Annotated in this window: 10 protein-coding genes, 10 tRNA genes, 3 rRNA genes and 1 other RNA gene; all 24 read right to left on the bottom strand. The window is 47.4% G+C overall.

From position 1 onward, the window contains the following. Positions 1-24 precede the first annotated feature (24 nt). Positions 25-97, bottom strand: a tRNA-Lys gene (locus ACDZ28_RS08820). 5 nt (positions 98-102) lie between these two features. Continuing rightward, positions 103-188: transfer RNA gene (locus ACDZ28_RS08815), tRNA-Tyr, on the bottom strand. A gap of 9 nt (positions 189-197) precedes the next feature. Next, positions 198-270 (bottom strand) — tRNA-Phe (locus tag ACDZ28_RS08810). A gap of 65 nt (positions 271-335) precedes the next feature. Then, positions 336-413 (bottom strand) — tRNA-Asp (locus ACDZ28_RS08805). A gap of 13 nt (positions 414-426) precedes the next feature. Next, positions 427-502, bottom strand: a tRNA-Thr gene (locus tag ACDZ28_RS08800). 33 nt (positions 503-535) lie between these two features. Beyond that, positions 536-611 (bottom strand) — tRNA-Val (locus ACDZ28_RS08795). 8 nt (positions 612-619) lie between these two features. Continuing rightward, positions 620-696 (bottom strand) — tRNA-Met (locus tag ACDZ28_RS08790). A gap of 30 nt (positions 697-726) precedes the next feature. Further along, positions 727-818: transfer RNA gene (locus ACDZ28_RS08785), tRNA-Ser, on the bottom strand. An 82-nt stretch (positions 819-900) separates the two neighbouring features. Then, positions 901-3,829, bottom strand: a 23S ribosomal RNA gene (locus tag ACDZ28_RS08780). 167 nt (positions 3,830-3,996) lie between these two features. Then, positions 3,997-4,072: transfer RNA gene (locus ACDZ28_RS08775), tRNA-Ala, on the bottom strand. A 20-nt stretch (positions 4,073-4,092) separates the two neighbouring features. Beyond that, a tRNA-Ile gene (locus ACDZ28_RS08770) sits at positions 4,093-4,169 on the bottom strand. A 43-nt stretch (positions 4,170-4,212) separates the two neighbouring features. Beyond that, positions 4,213-4,329, bottom strand: a 5S ribosomal RNA gene (gene rrf, locus ACDZ28_RS08765). 124 nt (positions 4,330-4,453) lie between these two features. Continuing rightward, positions 4,454-6,011 (bottom strand): 16S ribosomal RNA (locus tag ACDZ28_RS08760). Together the 16S, 23S and 5S rRNA genes with 10 tRNA genes alongside form the textbook arrangement of a ribosomal RNA operon. A gap of 302 nt (positions 6,012-6,313) precedes the next feature. Beyond that, on the bottom strand, positions 6,314-6,571 hold the full coding sequence (locus ACDZ28_RS08755) for a pro-sigmaK processing inhibitor BofA family protein (protein ID WP_375105323.1): 258 nt from the start codon (positions 6,569-6,571) through the stop codon (positions 6,314-6,316). A gap of 41 nt (positions 6,572-6,612) precedes the next feature. After that, positions 6,613-6,864, bottom strand: a complete 252-nt coding sequence (locus ACDZ28_RS08750; protein WP_042123251.1) for a DUF2508 family protein — start codon at positions 6,862-6,864, stop codon at positions 6,613-6,615. Positions 6,865-7,001: 137 nt separating this feature from the next. Further along, positions 7,002-7,601 carry a recombination mediator RecR gene (gene recR / locus ACDZ28_RS08745; protein WP_042123249.1) on the bottom strand — a complete coding sequence of 200 codons (600 nt, stop codon included), beginning with the start codon at positions 7,599-7,601 and terminating at the stop codon, positions 7,002-7,004. Positions 7,602-7,639: 38 nt separating this feature from the next. Continuing rightward, positions 7,640-7,951 carry a YbaB/EbfC family nucleoid-associated protein gene (locus ACDZ28_RS08740; protein WP_036679924.1) on the bottom strand — a complete coding sequence of 104 codons (312 nt, stop codon included), beginning with the start codon at positions 7,949-7,951 and terminating at the stop codon, positions 7,640-7,642. A gap of 47 nt (positions 7,952-7,998) precedes the next feature. Continuing rightward, entirely contained in the window at positions 7,999-9,774 is a 1,776-nt protein-coding gene (gene dnaX, locus ACDZ28_RS08735; protein WP_375104453.1) for a DNA polymerase III subunit gamma/tau, read from the bottom strand. A gap of 137 nt (positions 9,775-9,911) precedes the next feature. After that, positions 9,912-10,180, bottom strand: an RNA gene (gene ffs / locus ACDZ28_RS08730) — signal recognition particle sRNA large type. Positions 10,181-10,297: 117 nt separating this feature from the next. Beyond that, the gene (rpmE, locus tag ACDZ28_RS08725; RefSeq protein WP_042123239.1) at positions 10,298-10,495 is read right to left on the bottom strand and encodes a 50S ribosomal protein L31; all 198 of its coding nucleotides are present in this window, start codon (positions 10,493-10,495) and stop codon (positions 10,298-10,300) included. 131 nt (positions 10,496-10,626) lie between these two features. Then, the gene (locus ACDZ28_RS08720; protein WP_375104452.1) at positions 10,627-11,904 is read right to left on the bottom strand and encodes a radical SAM protein; all 1,278 of its coding nucleotides are present in this window, start codon (positions 11,902-11,904) and stop codon (positions 10,627-10,629) included. 25 nt (positions 11,905-11,929) lie between these two features. After that, positions 11,930-13,282, bottom strand: coding sequence for a transcription termination factor Rho (gene rho / locus ACDZ28_RS08715; RefSeq protein WP_042123234.1), 1,353 nt, complete (start codon positions 13,280-13,282; stop codon positions 11,930-11,932). Positions 13,283-13,445: 163 nt separating this feature from the next. Then, a complete protein-coding gene (locus ACDZ28_RS08710; RefSeq protein ID WP_375104451.1) occupies positions 13,446-14,699 on the bottom strand; it encodes a UDP-N-acetylglucosamine 1-carboxyvinyltransferase in 1,254 nt (417 codons plus the stop codon). A 187-nt stretch (positions 14,700-14,886) separates the two neighbouring features. Beyond that, positions 14,887-15,741 carry a class II fructose-1,6-bisphosphate aldolase gene (gene fba, locus ACDZ28_RS08705; RefSeq protein WP_036679934.1) on the bottom strand — a complete coding sequence of 285 codons (855 nt, stop codon included), beginning with the start codon at positions 15,739-15,741 and terminating at the stop codon, positions 14,887-14,889. Between the last annotated feature and the right edge of the window lie 49 nt (positions 15,742-15,790).

Raw genomic sequence — 15,790 nt, 5'->3', positions numbered from 1 at the left:
AAGGTGATGACTTTCTGTTTGGGATGAGCCATGAAGGACTCGAACCTTCGACACCCTGATTAAAAGTCAGGTGCTCTACCAACTGAGCTAATGGCTCATAAATGGTGGGGGATGATGGATTCGAACCACCGAACACGTACGTGAGCAGATTTACAGTCTGATGCGTTTGGCCACTTCGCTAATCCCCCAGGGAAAAGTGGCTCGAGACGGATTCGAACCGCCGACACGAGGATTTTCAGTCCTCTGCTCTACCGACTGAGCTATCGAGCCATATTAAATTGACATAAAAATAAAGTGGTAGTATTAAACTTCCCACCCTAATCTTGTGGAAAAAATGGCGGAACCGACGAGATTCGAACTCGCGATCTCCTGCGTGACAGGCAGGCATGTTAGGCCAACTACACCACGGTTCCGCATTAGTAATAATGGTGCCGGCGAGAGGACTTGAACCCCCAACCTACTGATTACAAGTCAGTTGCTCTACCAGTTGAGCTACACCGGCACGGTGTAAAAAGTGTTTCTAAAAAAGTAATAATGGTGGAGGCTGAGGGGATCGAACCCCCGACCCTCTGCTTGTAAGGCAGATGCTCTCCCAGCTGAGCTAAGCCTCCAGGTATTATGGTAGCGGCGAAGGGGATCGAACCCCCGACCTCACGGGTATGAACCGTACGCTCTAGCCAGCTGAGCTACACCGCCACAATAATTAGAAATGCTATGGATTGAAAATGGCGGAGAGAGTGGGATTCGAACCCACGCACCGCTTACGCAGTCTAACCCCTTAGCAGAGGGTCCCCTTATAGCCACTTGGGTATCTCTCCAAACGATATCAGTACCACAGCAATCCAAACAGGAATTTGACTCCCTGAAAACTGAATCCGAATTGAATTTGCATTTTAAGTATAGGATAAGCCCTCGACCGATTAGTATTGGTCAGCTCCATGCATTACTGCACTTCCACCTCCAACCTATCTACCTCGTCGTCTTCAAGGGGTCTTACTAATTGGGAAATCTCATCTTGAGGGGGGCTTCACGCTTAGATGCTTTCAGCGCTTATCCCGTCCGTACGTAGCTACCCAGCCATGCTCCTGGCGGAACAACTGGTGCACCAGCGGTACGTCCATCCCGGTCCTCTCGTACTAAGGACAGCTCCTCTCAAATTTCCTGCGCCCACGACAGATAGGGACCGAACTGTCTCACGACGTTCTGAACCCAGCTCGCGTACCGCTTTAATGGGCGAACAGCCCAACCCTTGGGACCTACTTCAGCCCCAGGATGCGATGAGCCGACATCGAGGTGCCAAACCTCCCCGTCGATGTGGACTCTTGGGGGAGATAAGCCTGTTATCCCCAGGGTAGCTTTTATCCGTTGAGCGATGGCCCTTCCATGCGGTACCACCGGATCACTAAGTCCGACTTTCGTCCCTGCTCGACTTGTAGGTCTCGCAGTCAAGCTCCCTTATGCCTTTGCACTCTTCGAATGATTTCCAACCATTCTGAGGGAACCTTGGAACGCCTCCGTTACTCTTTAGGAGGCGACCGCCCCAGTCAAACTGCCCGCCTGACACGGTCCCCGTACCCGATTAGGGCACTAGGTTAGAACCTAGATACGATCAGGGTGGTATCCCAACGGCGCCTCCACCGAAGCTTGCGCTCCGATTTCTACGGCTCCCACCTATCCTGTACAGATCGTACCCAAATTCAATATCAAGCTGCAGTAAAGCTCCATGGGGTCTTTCCGTCTTGTCGCGGGTAACCTGCATCTTCACAGGTATTAAAATTTCACCGGATCTCTCGTTGAGACAGCGCCCAAGTCGTTACGCCATTCGTGCGGGTCAGAATTTACCTGACAAGGAATTTCGCTACCTTAGGACCGTTATAGTTACGGCCGCCGTTTACTGGGGCTTCGGTTCATAGCTTCGGGTTACCCCTAACCACTCCCCTTAACCTTCCAGCACCGGGCAGGCGTCAGCCCGTATACTTCGCCTTGCGGCTTCGCACAGACCTGTGTTTTTGCTAAACAGTCGCTTGGGCCTTTTCACTGCGGCCCCCTCGTGCTATTCACACTACCGGGGCACCCCTTCTCCCGAAGTTACGGGGTCATTTTGCCGAGTTCCTTAACGAGAGTTCTTCCGCGCGCCTTAGAATTCTCTTCTCGCCTACCTGTGTCGGTTTGCGGTACGGGCACCTTCTCCTGGCTAGAGGCTTTTCTTGGCAGTGTGAGATCATGACCTTCGCTACTACAATTTTCGCTCCCCATCACAGCCCAGCCTTAATGATGTGCGGATTTGCCTACACATCAGCCTCACTGCTTAGACGGACATATCCATCAGTCCGCGTCACTACCCTCCTGCGTCACCCCATCGCTCGTAGCGGATTACGGTGGTACAGTAATTTCAAACTGTTGTCCTTCGACTACGCCTTTCGGCCTCGCCTTAGGTCCCGACTTACCCTGAGCGGACGAGCCTTCCTCAGGAAACCTTGGGCTTTCGGCGGATCAGATTCTCACTGATCTTTTCGTTACTCATACCGGCATTCTCACTTGTATGCTGTCCAGCGCTCCTTACGGTACACCTTCAACCCACATACAACGCTCCCCTACCCCAGATACATACGTATCTAGCCATAGCTTCGGTGGTGTGTTTAGCCCCGTTACATTTTCGGCGCAGAGTCACTCGACCAGTGAGCTATTACGCACTCTTTCAATGGTGGCTGCTTCTAAGCCAACATCCTGGTTGTCTGTGCAACTCCACATCCTTTCCCACTTAACACACACTTGGGGACCTTAGCTGATGGTCTGGGCTGTTTCCCTTTTGACAATGGATCTTAGCACTCACTGTCTGACTCCCGGCAATAAGTATATGGCATTCGGAGTTTGACTGAGCTTGGTAATCCTTGCGGACCCCGCACCCAATCAGTGCTCTACCTCCACTACTCTTATACCGAGGCTAGCCCTAAAGCTATTTCGGGGAGAACCAGCTATCTCCGAGTTCGATTGGAATTTCTCCGCTACCCCCACCTCATCCCCGCACTTTTCAACGTGCGTGGGTTCGGGCCTCCAGTGCGTGTTACCGCACCTTCACCCTGGACAGGGGTAGATCACACGGTTTCGGGTCTACGTCCACATACTCAATCGCCCTATTCAGACTCGCTTTCGCTGCGGCTCCGTCTTCTCGACTTAACCTTGCATGTTAAACGTAACTCGCCGGTTCATTCTACAAAAGGCACGCCATCACCCATGAATAGGGCTCTGACTTTTTGTAAGCACACGGTTTCAGGTTCTATTTCACTCCCCTTCCGGGGTGCTTTTCACCTTTCCCTCACGGTACTGTTTCACTATCGGTCGCCAGGTAGTATTTAGCCTTAGCAGATGGTCCTGCTGGATTCATACGGGGTTTCACGTGCCCCGCACTACTCGGGATCCGTCTCGGAGAGAACACAGTTTAGGTTACAGGGCTTTTACCTCTATCGCGGGCCTTTCCAGACCTCTTCGCCTACCATATTCCTTTGTAACTCCATGTGAGACGTCCCACAACCCCTAAGAGCAAGCTCTTAGGTTTAGGCTGTTCCGCGTTCGCTCGCCGCTACTGACGGAATCACTATTGTTTTCTCTTCCTCAGGGTACTTAGATGTTTCAGTTCCCCTGGTCTGCCTCTACACACCCTATGTATTCAGATGTGAGTAACTGCGAATTACCACAGCTGGGTTTCCCCATTCGGACACCCCCGGATCAAAGCTTGCTTACAGCTCCCCGAGGCAGTTTCGTTGTTCGCCACGTCCTTCGTCGGCTCCTGGCGCCTAGGCATCCTCCGTGTGCTCTTATTAGCTTAACCTTGATTTTTCCGCAGGAAAATATCATACGATATCTCTTTTGGAATCATCTCACTAATAACATTTACTTGTTTGCACAAGTTGCTAAAAGATGTTCTAAAACGCAAATTCGTTTCGGTATCCAGTTTTCAAGGATCAATGTTAAAGAAAGTATTGAATTTAAAAATTATGGTGGAGCCAAGCGGGATCGAACCGCTGACCTCCTGCTTGCAAGGCAGGCGCTCTCCCAGCTGAGCTATGGCCCCATAAAGGGATATAAGTTATATGGTGGGCCTTGGTGGACTCGAACCACCGACCTCACCCTTATCAGAGGTGCGCTCTAACCAACTGAGCTAAAAGCCCATATAACATATATAATATTATGAATCAACCAAAGTGGTTGTTCGCTTGGCGGCGTCCTACTCTCCCAGGACCCTTCGGTCCAAGTACCATCGGCGCTGGAGGGCTTAACGGTCGTGTTCGGGATGGGTACGTGTGGAACCCCTCCGCTATCGCCACCAAACGCATACGAAAGAGACTTGCTCTTTCAAAACTGAACACGAGTGAGTGTTCGAACCCGAAGGTTCTATTGTGGAAGTTTAACTTCCGATTTGAATGTCTTCATTGCAGAAGACGATTCTCCATAGAAAGGAGGTGATCCAGCCGCACCTTCCGATACGGCTACCTTGTTACGACTTCACCCCAATCATCTACCCCACCTTCGGCGGCTGGCTCCCTTGCGGGTTACCCCACCGACTTCGGGTGTTGTAAACTCTCGTGGTGTGACGGGCGGTGTGTACAAGACCCGGGAACGTATTCACCGCGGCATGCTGATCCGCGATTACTAGCAATTCCGACTTCATGCAGGCGAGTTGCAGCCTGCAATCCGAACTGAGACCGGCTTTGATGGGATTGGCTCCACCTCGCGGCTTCGCTTCCCGTTGTACCGGCCATTGTAGTACGTGTGTAGCCCAGGTCATAAGGGGCATGATGATTTGACGTCATCCCCACCTTCCTCCGGTTTGTCACCGGCAGTCACTCTAGAGTGCCCAACATTACTTGCTGGCAACTAAAGTTAAGGGTTGCGCTCGTTGCGGGACTTAACCCAACATCTCACGACACGAGCTGACGACAACCATGCACCACCTGTCTCCTCTGTCCCGAAGGCCGCTGCTATCTCTAGCAGATTCAGAGGGATGTCAAGACCTGGTAAGGTTCTTCGCGTTGCTTCGAATTAAACCACATACTCCACTGCTTGTGCGGGTCCCCGTCAATTCCTTTGAGTTTCAGTCTTGCGACCGTACTCCCCAGGCGGAGTGCTTACTGTGTTAACTTCGGCACCAAGGGTATCGAAACCCCTAACACCTAGCACTCATCGTTTACGGCGTGGACTACCAGGGTATCTAATCCTGTTTGCTCCCCACGCTTTCGCGCCTCAGCGTCAGTTACAGCCCAGAAAGTCGCCTTCGCCACTGGTGTTCCTCCACATATCTACGCATTTCACCGCTACACGTGGAATTCCACTTTCCTCTTCTGTACTCAAGTCACCCAGTTTCCAGTGCGACCTTAGGTTGAGCCCAAGGTTTAAACACCAGACTTAAATGACCGCCTGCGCGCGCTTTACGCCCAATAATTCCGGACAACGCTTGCCCCCTACGTATTACCGCGGCTGCTGGCACGTAGTTAGCCGGGGCTTTCTTCTCAGGTACCGTCACTCCGATAGCAGTTACTCTACCGGACGTTCTTCCCTGGCAACAGAGCTTTACGATCCGAAAACCTTCATCACTCACGCGGCGTTGCTCCGTCAGACTTTCGTCCATTGCGGAAGATTCCCTACTGCTGCCTCCCGTAGGAGTCTGGGCCGTGTCTCAGTCCCAGTGTGGCCGTTCACCCTCTCAGGTCGGCTACGCATCGTCGCCTTGGTGGGCCGTTACCCCACCAACTAGCTAATGCGCCGCAGGCCCATCCCTCAGTGACAGATTGCTCCGTCTTTCATTCTTCCTTCAGGAGAAAAAAGAAATTATCCGGTATTAGCTACCGTTTCCGGTAGTTATCCCAGTCTAAGGGGCAGGTTGCCTACGTGTTACTCACCCGTCCGCCGCTAAGTCATTTTGAAAGCAAGCTTTCAAAATGACTCCGCTCGACTTGCATGTATTAGGCACGCCGCCAGCGTTCGTCCTGAGCCAGGATCAAACTCTCCAATTAGTATTGAAAAGAGCGATATGCTCATTTTGAAACATCTGACGAGAAAATTAATTCTCTAATTTGGATTTCACTTTCGTGATTTCCCACTCACTCGTTGTTCAGTTTTCAAAGATCAATGTCTCATCTTTCGTTGTCGTTGCTTGTCAGCAGCGACCTTTATAATATATCACAGCACCTTTGTTTTCGTCAAGCGTTTTTTTTAATTTCTTTTTTTCGCTTACCGTTTCAGCAAGTTGTTAATCAACATCTTGTCCAAAGGGGCGAGAATTAATGTATCATATTTTTCAAACCCACGTCAAGCTTTAAAACAAAATTATTCTTAATCCCATTAACATTACTACTCCTGGAAGGCCAAGAATCGTTACTGCGCCTATGGTTGCGGGGTTTAATGGAATATGAACCTGTGTGATCAACCCCGAGAAATTCACTACATATATCGCTAGCGCAGCTAGCACCAAATGAGCGCCGAATAAACTAAGCCATCCAAATCCAAGTTTTTTTCGGAACACAATTACACTCAACAACACAACCGATAAGACCAGTACTCCTATAGCTAACATTCTTAGCATAATAATCCTCCTTATATTTTTTTGACTAGTGCCTACATCTGACTGCTATTTAACCCCATGCTTTTTGCATGCTTGAGATGTATCTGATATTTACGCTCTGCCGCCTCCAGAATATAAATAGCGTAATCTATTTGATCTTGACCCAACGCTTCATCAAACATTAGGTACGCTCTCTCCCACTCTGAATGCGCCTTGCGAACCTCCAATAACGTTTCCCAACCCTCAGACTCTCTTCTTCCCTGTTCTTTATCTACGCCCCGCCACAACACGCTCCACCATCCCATTACCAATTCCTCCTCAGAATAATTTCGATGCAAAATTACATCTCGTTATTCTCATTCATATCGGGATAGGGACAAACTTAGAACAAAAAAAAGGAAGCCCAAGGGGCCTCCTTTTGAAAAACACAACTTTAGAGCTACTAGAATAGCTCACGACGGCCTTCTAACGCCTTGGACAAGGTAACCTCATCGGCGTATTCAAGATCGCCACCAACAGGCAAGCCATGGGCTATTCTGGTGATTTTAATCTCAAACGGCCGAACTAGACGAGAAATATACATCGCCGTTGCCTCACCCTCAATGTTGGGGTTGGTCGCCATGATAAGCTCACTTACTCTTTCATCACTCAAACGAGTCAATAATTCCTTCAAGCGAATATCATCAGGACCTATACCTTCCATAGGTGAAATCGCACCCTGAAGAACGTGATAATACCCATTAAACTCTTTGGTTCGTTCTATTGCCACCAAATCCTTGGAGTCTTGGATCACACAGATTACTGAAGGATCTCTAGTTTTGTCCTGACATATCTTACACGGGTCAGTATCCGTAATATTACAGCAGACAGAGCAATAATGAAGATTACGTTTGACGCTTACTAGCGCTTTAGCAAAATCAATGACGTCATCCTCTTTCATGTTAAGCACATGAAAGGCTAACCGGGCGGCTGTCTTAGGCCCAATCCCGGGCAAGCGCGTAAAAGCATCGATCAGCTTGGCTAGCGGTTCGGGATAATACAAATTTATTATTCTCCTTTAAACGAAAGTGGAGTGAGTGATTAGAACAAACCTGGGATCTTCATTCCACCAGTAAATTTACCCATATCATTGTTTGCAAGCTCTTCAGCTTGAGTCAAAGCATCATTAACCGCAGTAATTACTAAATCTTGCAGCATTTCAACATCTTCCGGATCAACAGCTTCCGGCTTAATTTGAATAGAAAGCAATTTTTTGTGACCATTCACTTGAACTGTAACTACACCGCCACCAGATGAGCCCTCAATTACTTTGCCACCTAGCTCTTCTTGAGCTTTAAGCATTTGCTCCTGCATTTTCTTAACTTGCTTCATCATTTGGTTCATATTATTCATACATCATCTCTCCTTTGGGATGCGCTATCTGCGCTAGTATGCTTACATTACTCTTTTATGACAACAAGGTCTTCTCCAAAAAGCTGGATAGCCTCATCAATCCAAGGTTCAGATTTCGCTTCTGCAGTGTCATGTTCATGTTCTAGCCGTAATTCTTCTTTGCCAGGCTGTCCCACTGACTTCTGAGCAGCTTCGTTCCAGTCGCGTTGCATAATAGTTACCAGTTTATAAGGTTTACCAAGACGTGCTGCAAACACATTCTCAATGACCTGTCTGTTGGCCGGCTTCTCCGTTGTATCGCGATGAATCGTGTTCTTGAATGCAACAAGCACTGCATCGTCCATTACTGATACAGGCTCACCGTCTACAAACCACGCATGAACCGTTACTTTCTCCTCTTTTACCCCTTGCAAGACAAGACTCCACTGTTTGTAGATAGCTGCAAAATCAGGACTATCTTTACCAGCAATGAACTTATCTACATTTGGAGGCATTTTGGAGCTTGCAGATATTCTCGGCGCAGAACTTGGAGCCAGATGCGATTTCGCAGAAGAGGCACCATCTCGCCCACCTCCAGAAACGCCGCCGGACTGCAACGCCTGTTCCAGCTTTTTCTCCAGCGCAGCAATCTGTTTCTTGAGCAGATCCAATTCGCCAGAGTGCACCACAGGTGCATTTGCCCCTGATCCAGGCTGCAATGCACCTAACGGAGCAGCTGTTACAGTCTCACCTTCATCTTGCTGCAAGCTACAAAGCTTCATCAACGCAACTTCAAACAACGTCTGCGGATGTGTAGCATACTTCATTTCACCTAGGTACTTATTAAGTGTATCAACGATCTGAAACAGACGATCCCGAGAAAATGCGGTGGCCATATCTTTAAATTCAGCGGGATTAAGCACTCGCTCAGTCAGTTGGTCGGCCCCGGGTACCATCTTAATCATCAATAAATCACGGAAATAATACATAAGATTCTCTAGACATTTATCAGCACTCTTACCTTCATGCATAAGCTGTTCAACAAGCTCCAGAAGAAGACCCATATCACCCTCCAGGATAGCAGTTGCAAGACGTGCAAATTGCTCAGAGGGTATCCCTCCGGTCATCCCAAGCACTTGTTCGTACGTAACTTTGCCATCTGTAAAAGATGAAATCTGATCCAGCAAACTCACTGCATCACGCATACCTCCATCAGAAAGACGGGCAATATACTGCAATGCGTTAACATCGGCTGTAATCCCTTCCTTCTCACAGATAGCGCTTAGATGAGCTGTCTGTTCTTCCAAAGCTACTCTACGGAAATCAAAGCGCTGACAACGAGAGATGATCGTCGCTGGTAATTTATGAGGTTCCGTAGTCGCAAGGATAAACATTGCATGTGACGGCGGTTCCTCCAATGTCTTTAATAGCGCATTAAATGCTTCTGTTGTCAGCATATGCACTTCATCAATAATATACACTTTACGGCGCACCTCGGTAGGTGCATATTTCACCTTATCCCGGAGATCACGAATTTCTTCTACACCCCGGTTCGATGCCGCATCTATTTCCTGCACATCCATCACATTGCCCGCAGTGATTCGCAAGCAGGAAGGACACTCGTTGCAAGGCTCCGGACCTGGCCCTCGTTCACAATTGACCGCTTTCGCTAAGACTTTAGCAGCACTTGTCTTACCCGTTCCGCGCGGACCACTGAACAGATAGGCATGCGAAACCCGCTGTTCACGAATTGCGTTCTGCAGCGTTTGGATAATGTGCTGTTGTCCAACCATGTCTTGAAACGACTGCGGCCGCCAAGCACGGTACAGCGCGATATGTTCCACTATGCATTACCCTCTCTTAGGCTGCCTCTTTCCCGGCATTTGTCGCAAATTTATTATACTATATTCATCGGCTATTGACCAAAAACAAAAAGCATCTTTGCTTGTGGCAAAGATGCTGTTATAAACAGAAATATAAACCGTGCACCTGTTATTGATGACTACGATCCAAGCGGCAACCCTACATGACTGCTCGGGCTAGGCCACCCTCCGGCACAAGAGTAAACTTACTTATGGCTGCTTCCTTCCGGACCTGACCAGGTTCATAAGCACTCATTGCGGAGGACCCAACCGTCAACACAGCCCGTAGGAACCAAGGCCTCACATCGATAGCACCTCTAACAGGAATTCAACCTCGCTACAGCGGATTGCGAGTTACAGGGCACCGCTACCTCCCCGTCTAGCACGGCGAAGATAAGTATAGCTCACGATCAGACAAAAATCAACTCCAAGACATAAAATGAGCCCCTCAGCGAGAAAGCTGGGGGCTCGATCTAACCATTAAGCCGCTAAGCGGCTATTCCAATTAGATACCGTATTTCTTCTTGAATTTATCAACGCGACCGCCGGCATCCAGGAACTTCTGCTTGCCAGTGAAGAAAGGATGGCAGCTGGAGCAAATTTCAACACGAAGCTCTTGTTTAACAGAGCCAGCTTCGAAAGAGTTGCCACACGCGCAGGTTACCTTAGTTAAGTTATACTTTGGTTGAATTGCTGCTTGCATTTTGAATTTCACCTCTCATGCCCTAAGCCTCATGCGGACCCAGAGTTATATGATTACACTGTGGTATTTTAGCACGAAAAATTCAATTGATCAATATGTTTCATTGGTAATTCATTGGTACATTCACTCTATTAGATGTTGGGTTGCCGTTGCTTTACTCGAGCCATATTTGCCGGTGGTACATGTGTGTAGGAACCAATAACAACATCCGGCAATTCATCCCGGAAAATTTCCAGCATCGTCTTCATGCCAAGAATTTCACCCTTAGCAGGGGGGATTAACTCCAAATAACTCTCAGGATCAATATTCAGATTACGCATTTGAATAAGCTTCAGATCCGTTCGTCTTACAAACTCTACCATCGCTTCAATCTCTTCCTCGCGATCAGTCACTCCAGGGAATATCAGATAGTTGATCGATGTGTATACACCTTGCGAGGCTGCATATTTTAAAGACTTCTCTACATTAGCCAATGTGTAGCCACGCGGTTTGTAATAAGCATTGTAATGATCATCTAGGGCACTGATCGTGCTGACACGCATCAAATCCAGCCCAGCATCGACGATTCCACGAATATGATCGCTTAAGCCAGCATTGGTATTGATATTGATGTAGCCCATGTCAGTAATTGAGCGCACTTCACGAATTGCTTCTATAATAAGTTTTGCCTGCGTAGAAGGTTCCCCTTCACAGCCTTGTCCAAAACTGATTATCGATTCAGGCGTCGTCAAATGCTCCAGCATAACTTGTGAAATTTCATTGACGGTTGGTCGGAAATTCATCCGAGTCTGCGGAGATACAAAACCACTATCATCAGGTTGCTCAGAAATACAGCCAAAACATCCAGCATTACATGAATAAGAGACAGGCACGCCGCCCTCCCAACGCCCTAAAAAGGTATTGGAGGAAGTGAGGCATTCATAACCAAGCGCACAGTTAGAAAGATGCTCATAAAGACGGTTATCAGGATATTTGGCAGTTAATTCACCAACACTTACCTCAAGGTCCTGTTTATCACAGTTCAGTGGATTCCACTTTTCCGGATTATCAGTTGGGTCCGCCGCAACATAGAACCCGCCATCCTTCCACACTACAGCCGAATACCCAAACAGAGGAAGCTTGTAAGACTTGTCTGTCTTCACATAGCCAGGAAGACACAAGCGAGTATAGCCCTGAGGCAACAAAGCCCCTACAGCCTGCGAACCTTCTGGCAGCGACATCATTTCACCGGTTTCAGGATCCATACCCACCGCCCGTGTACTAGGCAAGCCCACAAGAGTAGCGCCTTCAGGCAGCGGAATCAACTCTTCCTCCAGTATTTCAACGATCATATCCCCACTACGGGCTAGCCCGTACAGTTCAGGATGATCATATACGTTTCCTTGCCCGTCGGCATATACCAAATACATGTTAGTCTCCTCTTATTATCAATTCTCAAGTTGTAGGTACTGAAGAAGTCTTCGCCCGTGTTGTGCGACGAGCAGCTGTACCACTGTTGGAAGTTCCTCCGCTGCTTGCAGTTCCATTTGGTGATTGTTTAGCTCCCGCAACGTCAAAGGAGGCTAAGAATTCAGCATTAGTCTTTGTATCACGCAGCTTTTTGATGAATCCCTCCACAAAATCGTAGGATTCATTCATGTTTTTGCGAATCGCCCAGATCGTATCAAGCTCTTCTTTGCTCAAGAGTACTTCTTCCCGGCGTGTACCTGAACGGCGAATATCAATAGCAGGGAAAATACGGCGTTCTGCCAATTTGCGGTCCAAATGAAGCTCCATGTTACCGGTACCCTTAAACTCTTCATAAATAATGTCATCCATACGTGACCCGGTATCAATTAAGGCCGTTGCTAAAATAGTCAGTGAACCGCCCTCTTCCACATTCCGTGCAGAGCCAAAAAACCGCTTCGGTCGATGAAACGCTGCTGGGTCAATCCCTCCGCTAAGTGTGCGTCCAGATGGCGGAACCACAAGATTATACGCACGCGCCAGACGGGTAATGCTATCTAAAAGAATAACTACGTCCTTCTTGTGCTCAACTAAACGAAGAGCCCTTTGCAACACAAGTTCGGCCACTTTAATATGATTCTCTGGAAGCTCATCAAACGTCGATGCAACCACTTCGCCTTTTACAGAACGTTGCATATCGGTTACTTCTTCAGGACGTTCATCTATTAGCAATACAAAGAGCTCAATCTCAGGATTATTAGTGGAAATACTATTGGCAATTTCTTTCAAGAGGAGCGTTTTTCCTGCTTTAGGAGGTGCTACAATCAAACCCCGCTGCCCCAAACCTACAGGAGCGAGCAAATCCATTATTCGGGTAGACAAATGAGTAGGGGATGTTTCAAGCGGTAGCTTGTCTTGCGGATAAAGTGGTGTTAATGCTGGAAAATGAAGTCGCTCCGCTGCGCTAGCAGGGTTCTCACCATTAACGGCATTGACTTGAAGCAGGCCAAAATATCGTTCATTTTCTTTCGGCGTCCGGCATTTCCCAGATACAAGATCTCCGCTTCTGAGATCAAACTTCCGAATTTGTGAGGCTGAGATATAAATATCTTCAGCGCTGGGCAAATAGTTAATCGGCCTTAGAAATCCATAGCCCTCGGGTAGAATTTCCAGTACGCCTTCCATAAACATAAGACCGCTTTGCTCTGCCTGTGCCCGAAGGATCGCAAAGATCAGTTCCCGTTTCTTCAGCTGTCCGTAATAAGGAATCTGGTATTTCTTGGCCAGCTTATACAACTCGGTCAGCTTCATTTCTTCCAAATCGGAAATTTGAAGATCCATGTAATAACCACCTATTCAATTTTTAAATGAGTTCGCCCTAGTCTATCTACTAGGCAAAATGATGAGTCTATTAAAATGCCCGTTAGGATATTAATACCCAATTTGGAAGGATATATGCGGTAAATCAGCAAATAAACCTCCCTCCAAACGGGATATCCTAATTTTATTCGTTCTCACGCCAAACATGAGCACCTAGTTGTCGAAGGTTACTCACTAAATTATCATAACCACGGTCAATATATTCTACACCGGTCACCTCGGTGATTCCATCCTCTACCGTCAACCCAGCAATAACAAGAGCAGCACCTGCCCGTAGATCGGTCGCTTTTACTTTTGCAGCATTAAGCTTACCACCCTCAATAATAGCAGAACGGCCTTCTACGCGAATCTTTGCGCCCATTCGTACCAATTCTGGCACATGCTTAAAACGGTTGCTGTAGACGAAATCACTAAGAACACTAACACCTTCTGCCTGCGTCAACATACTTGTCATAGGAGATTGTAAATCTGTAGGAAAGCCAGGATAGGTCAGCGCTTTGACATCTGCATGTTCATATTTAGCTCTACCTATAACACGAATACTTTCATCAAGCTCTTCAATATCAACGCCCATCTCTAAAAGCTTGGCCGTTAATGCTTCCAAGTGCTTAGGAATAACGTTATCTATCAACACATTACCACGCGTAGCCGCAGCGGCAATCATATAAGTTCCTGCTTGAATCCGATCGGGAATAATGGAGTGACGGCAGCCGTGCATTTCCGAGACCCCTTCGATTCGGATGGTTTCTGTACCAGCGCCTTTAATAACAGCGCCCATAGAGTTCAATAGGGTTGCTACATCTATAATCTCAGGCTCTTTAGCCGCATTTTCAATAATTGTGGAGCCTTTGGCACGTGAAGCCGCCAGCATGATGTTAATAGTGGCACCTACGCTTGATACGTCTAAATAAATCTTCGCGCCGCGTAGCTCTTCAGCATATAAGTGGATAGAACCATGTTCGTTTGTAACTGTTGCTCCCAGTGCCTCGAATCCCTTGATATGCTGATCGATTGGACGAGGTTCGAAATTACAACCACCAGGAAGACCTATTGTCGCTTCTTTGAATCTTCCAAGCAGAGCTCCCATCATATAATATGAGGCTCGAAGTTTCTTAACCGAACCATTAGGCATAGGTATAGATACAATACGCGAAGGATCAATTTTCATCTGGTTGCCTGACCAAGATACACTTGCGCCAAGCTCTTGCAAGATTTCAGAGTAAACGGCTACATCACTAAGGGACGGTAAATTATCAAGAACAACTTCAGATTCGGCCAAAATCGCCGCAGGAATAAGTGCAATAGCACTATTCTTTGCTCCACTGATGGTTACAACGCCCTCTAGCGGACGTCCACCGCCAATCATTAATTTTTCCATAGATTTATCAATTTCCCCCTACGTGTATTGCAGCTGTGCGGGCAATACGTGCTGTGGACTTTTAGTGATGAAAATGGAAAGACACCGGCTAAGCGGTGTGCTTTCCTCATCAAACTATTCAACTGGGCAGAGCTAAACCCTGCCCTTTACAAATTGCTTGTCCACCTATGGCGGAAGCTAACAATGATTAGGCTTTGTTGTTGGATCCAAATTCGCGAATTTTACCGATAACAGTTTCTTTGATTGCGTCGCGACCTGGTGCGATGAATGTACGTGGATCATAAGCATCCGGTTTAGCAGCTAGAACTTCGCGAACAACTTTTGCAAACACGATTTGGTTCTCAGTGTTTACGTTAATTTTGGAAGTACCCAGGGAGATAGCTTTCTTGATGTCATGTTCAGGAATACCTGTACCACCATGAAGAACCATTGGGATGTTAGTAGCGTCACGGATTTCTTCCATTTCTTTGAATCCGAGGTTAGGCTCACCATGGTAAGGACCATGAACAGAACCTAGAGCAGGAGCCAAAGTGTCGATACCTGTTTCTTTAACAATACGAACGCACTCATCCAGCTTAGCATACATGATGCCGCCGATAACGTCGTCTTCTTGTCCACCAACAGTACCTACTTCTGCTTCTACGGAAACACCTTTAGCATGAGCATATTCAACGACTTTTTTAGTCATATCAATATTCTCATCGATTGGGTGGTGGGAACCGTCGATCATTACGGATGTAAATCCAGCATCAATTGCTGCCTTACATTTATCAAAGCTTGATCCATGGTCAAGGTGGATAGCTACAGGAACTGTGATATTCATATCGATAATTAGACCTTCTACCATCTTAACAACAGTAGTGAAGCCGCCCATGTGACGTGCTGCGCCTTCGGATACACCAAGAATTACTGGTGATTTTTCTTGTTCAGCGGCACCAAGAATAGCTTGAGTCCACTCCAAGTTGTTAATGTTGTACTGACCTACTGCGTATTTTCCTTCAAGTGCTTTGTTCAACATGTCTGTCATAGATACTAATGGCATGGTTTCATCCTCCTAAGAATGTTGGTTGGCTATGTTTTTAAACCGACAT

This window comes from Paenibacillus sp. RS8 (assembly GCF_041956825.1).
Lineage (GTDB): Bacteria > Bacillota > Bacilli > Paenibacillales > Paenibacillaceae > Paenibacillus_AQ.
Note: the sequence above shows the minus strand (reverse complement) of the source record. Positions and strands in the feature narration are given on the sequence as shown.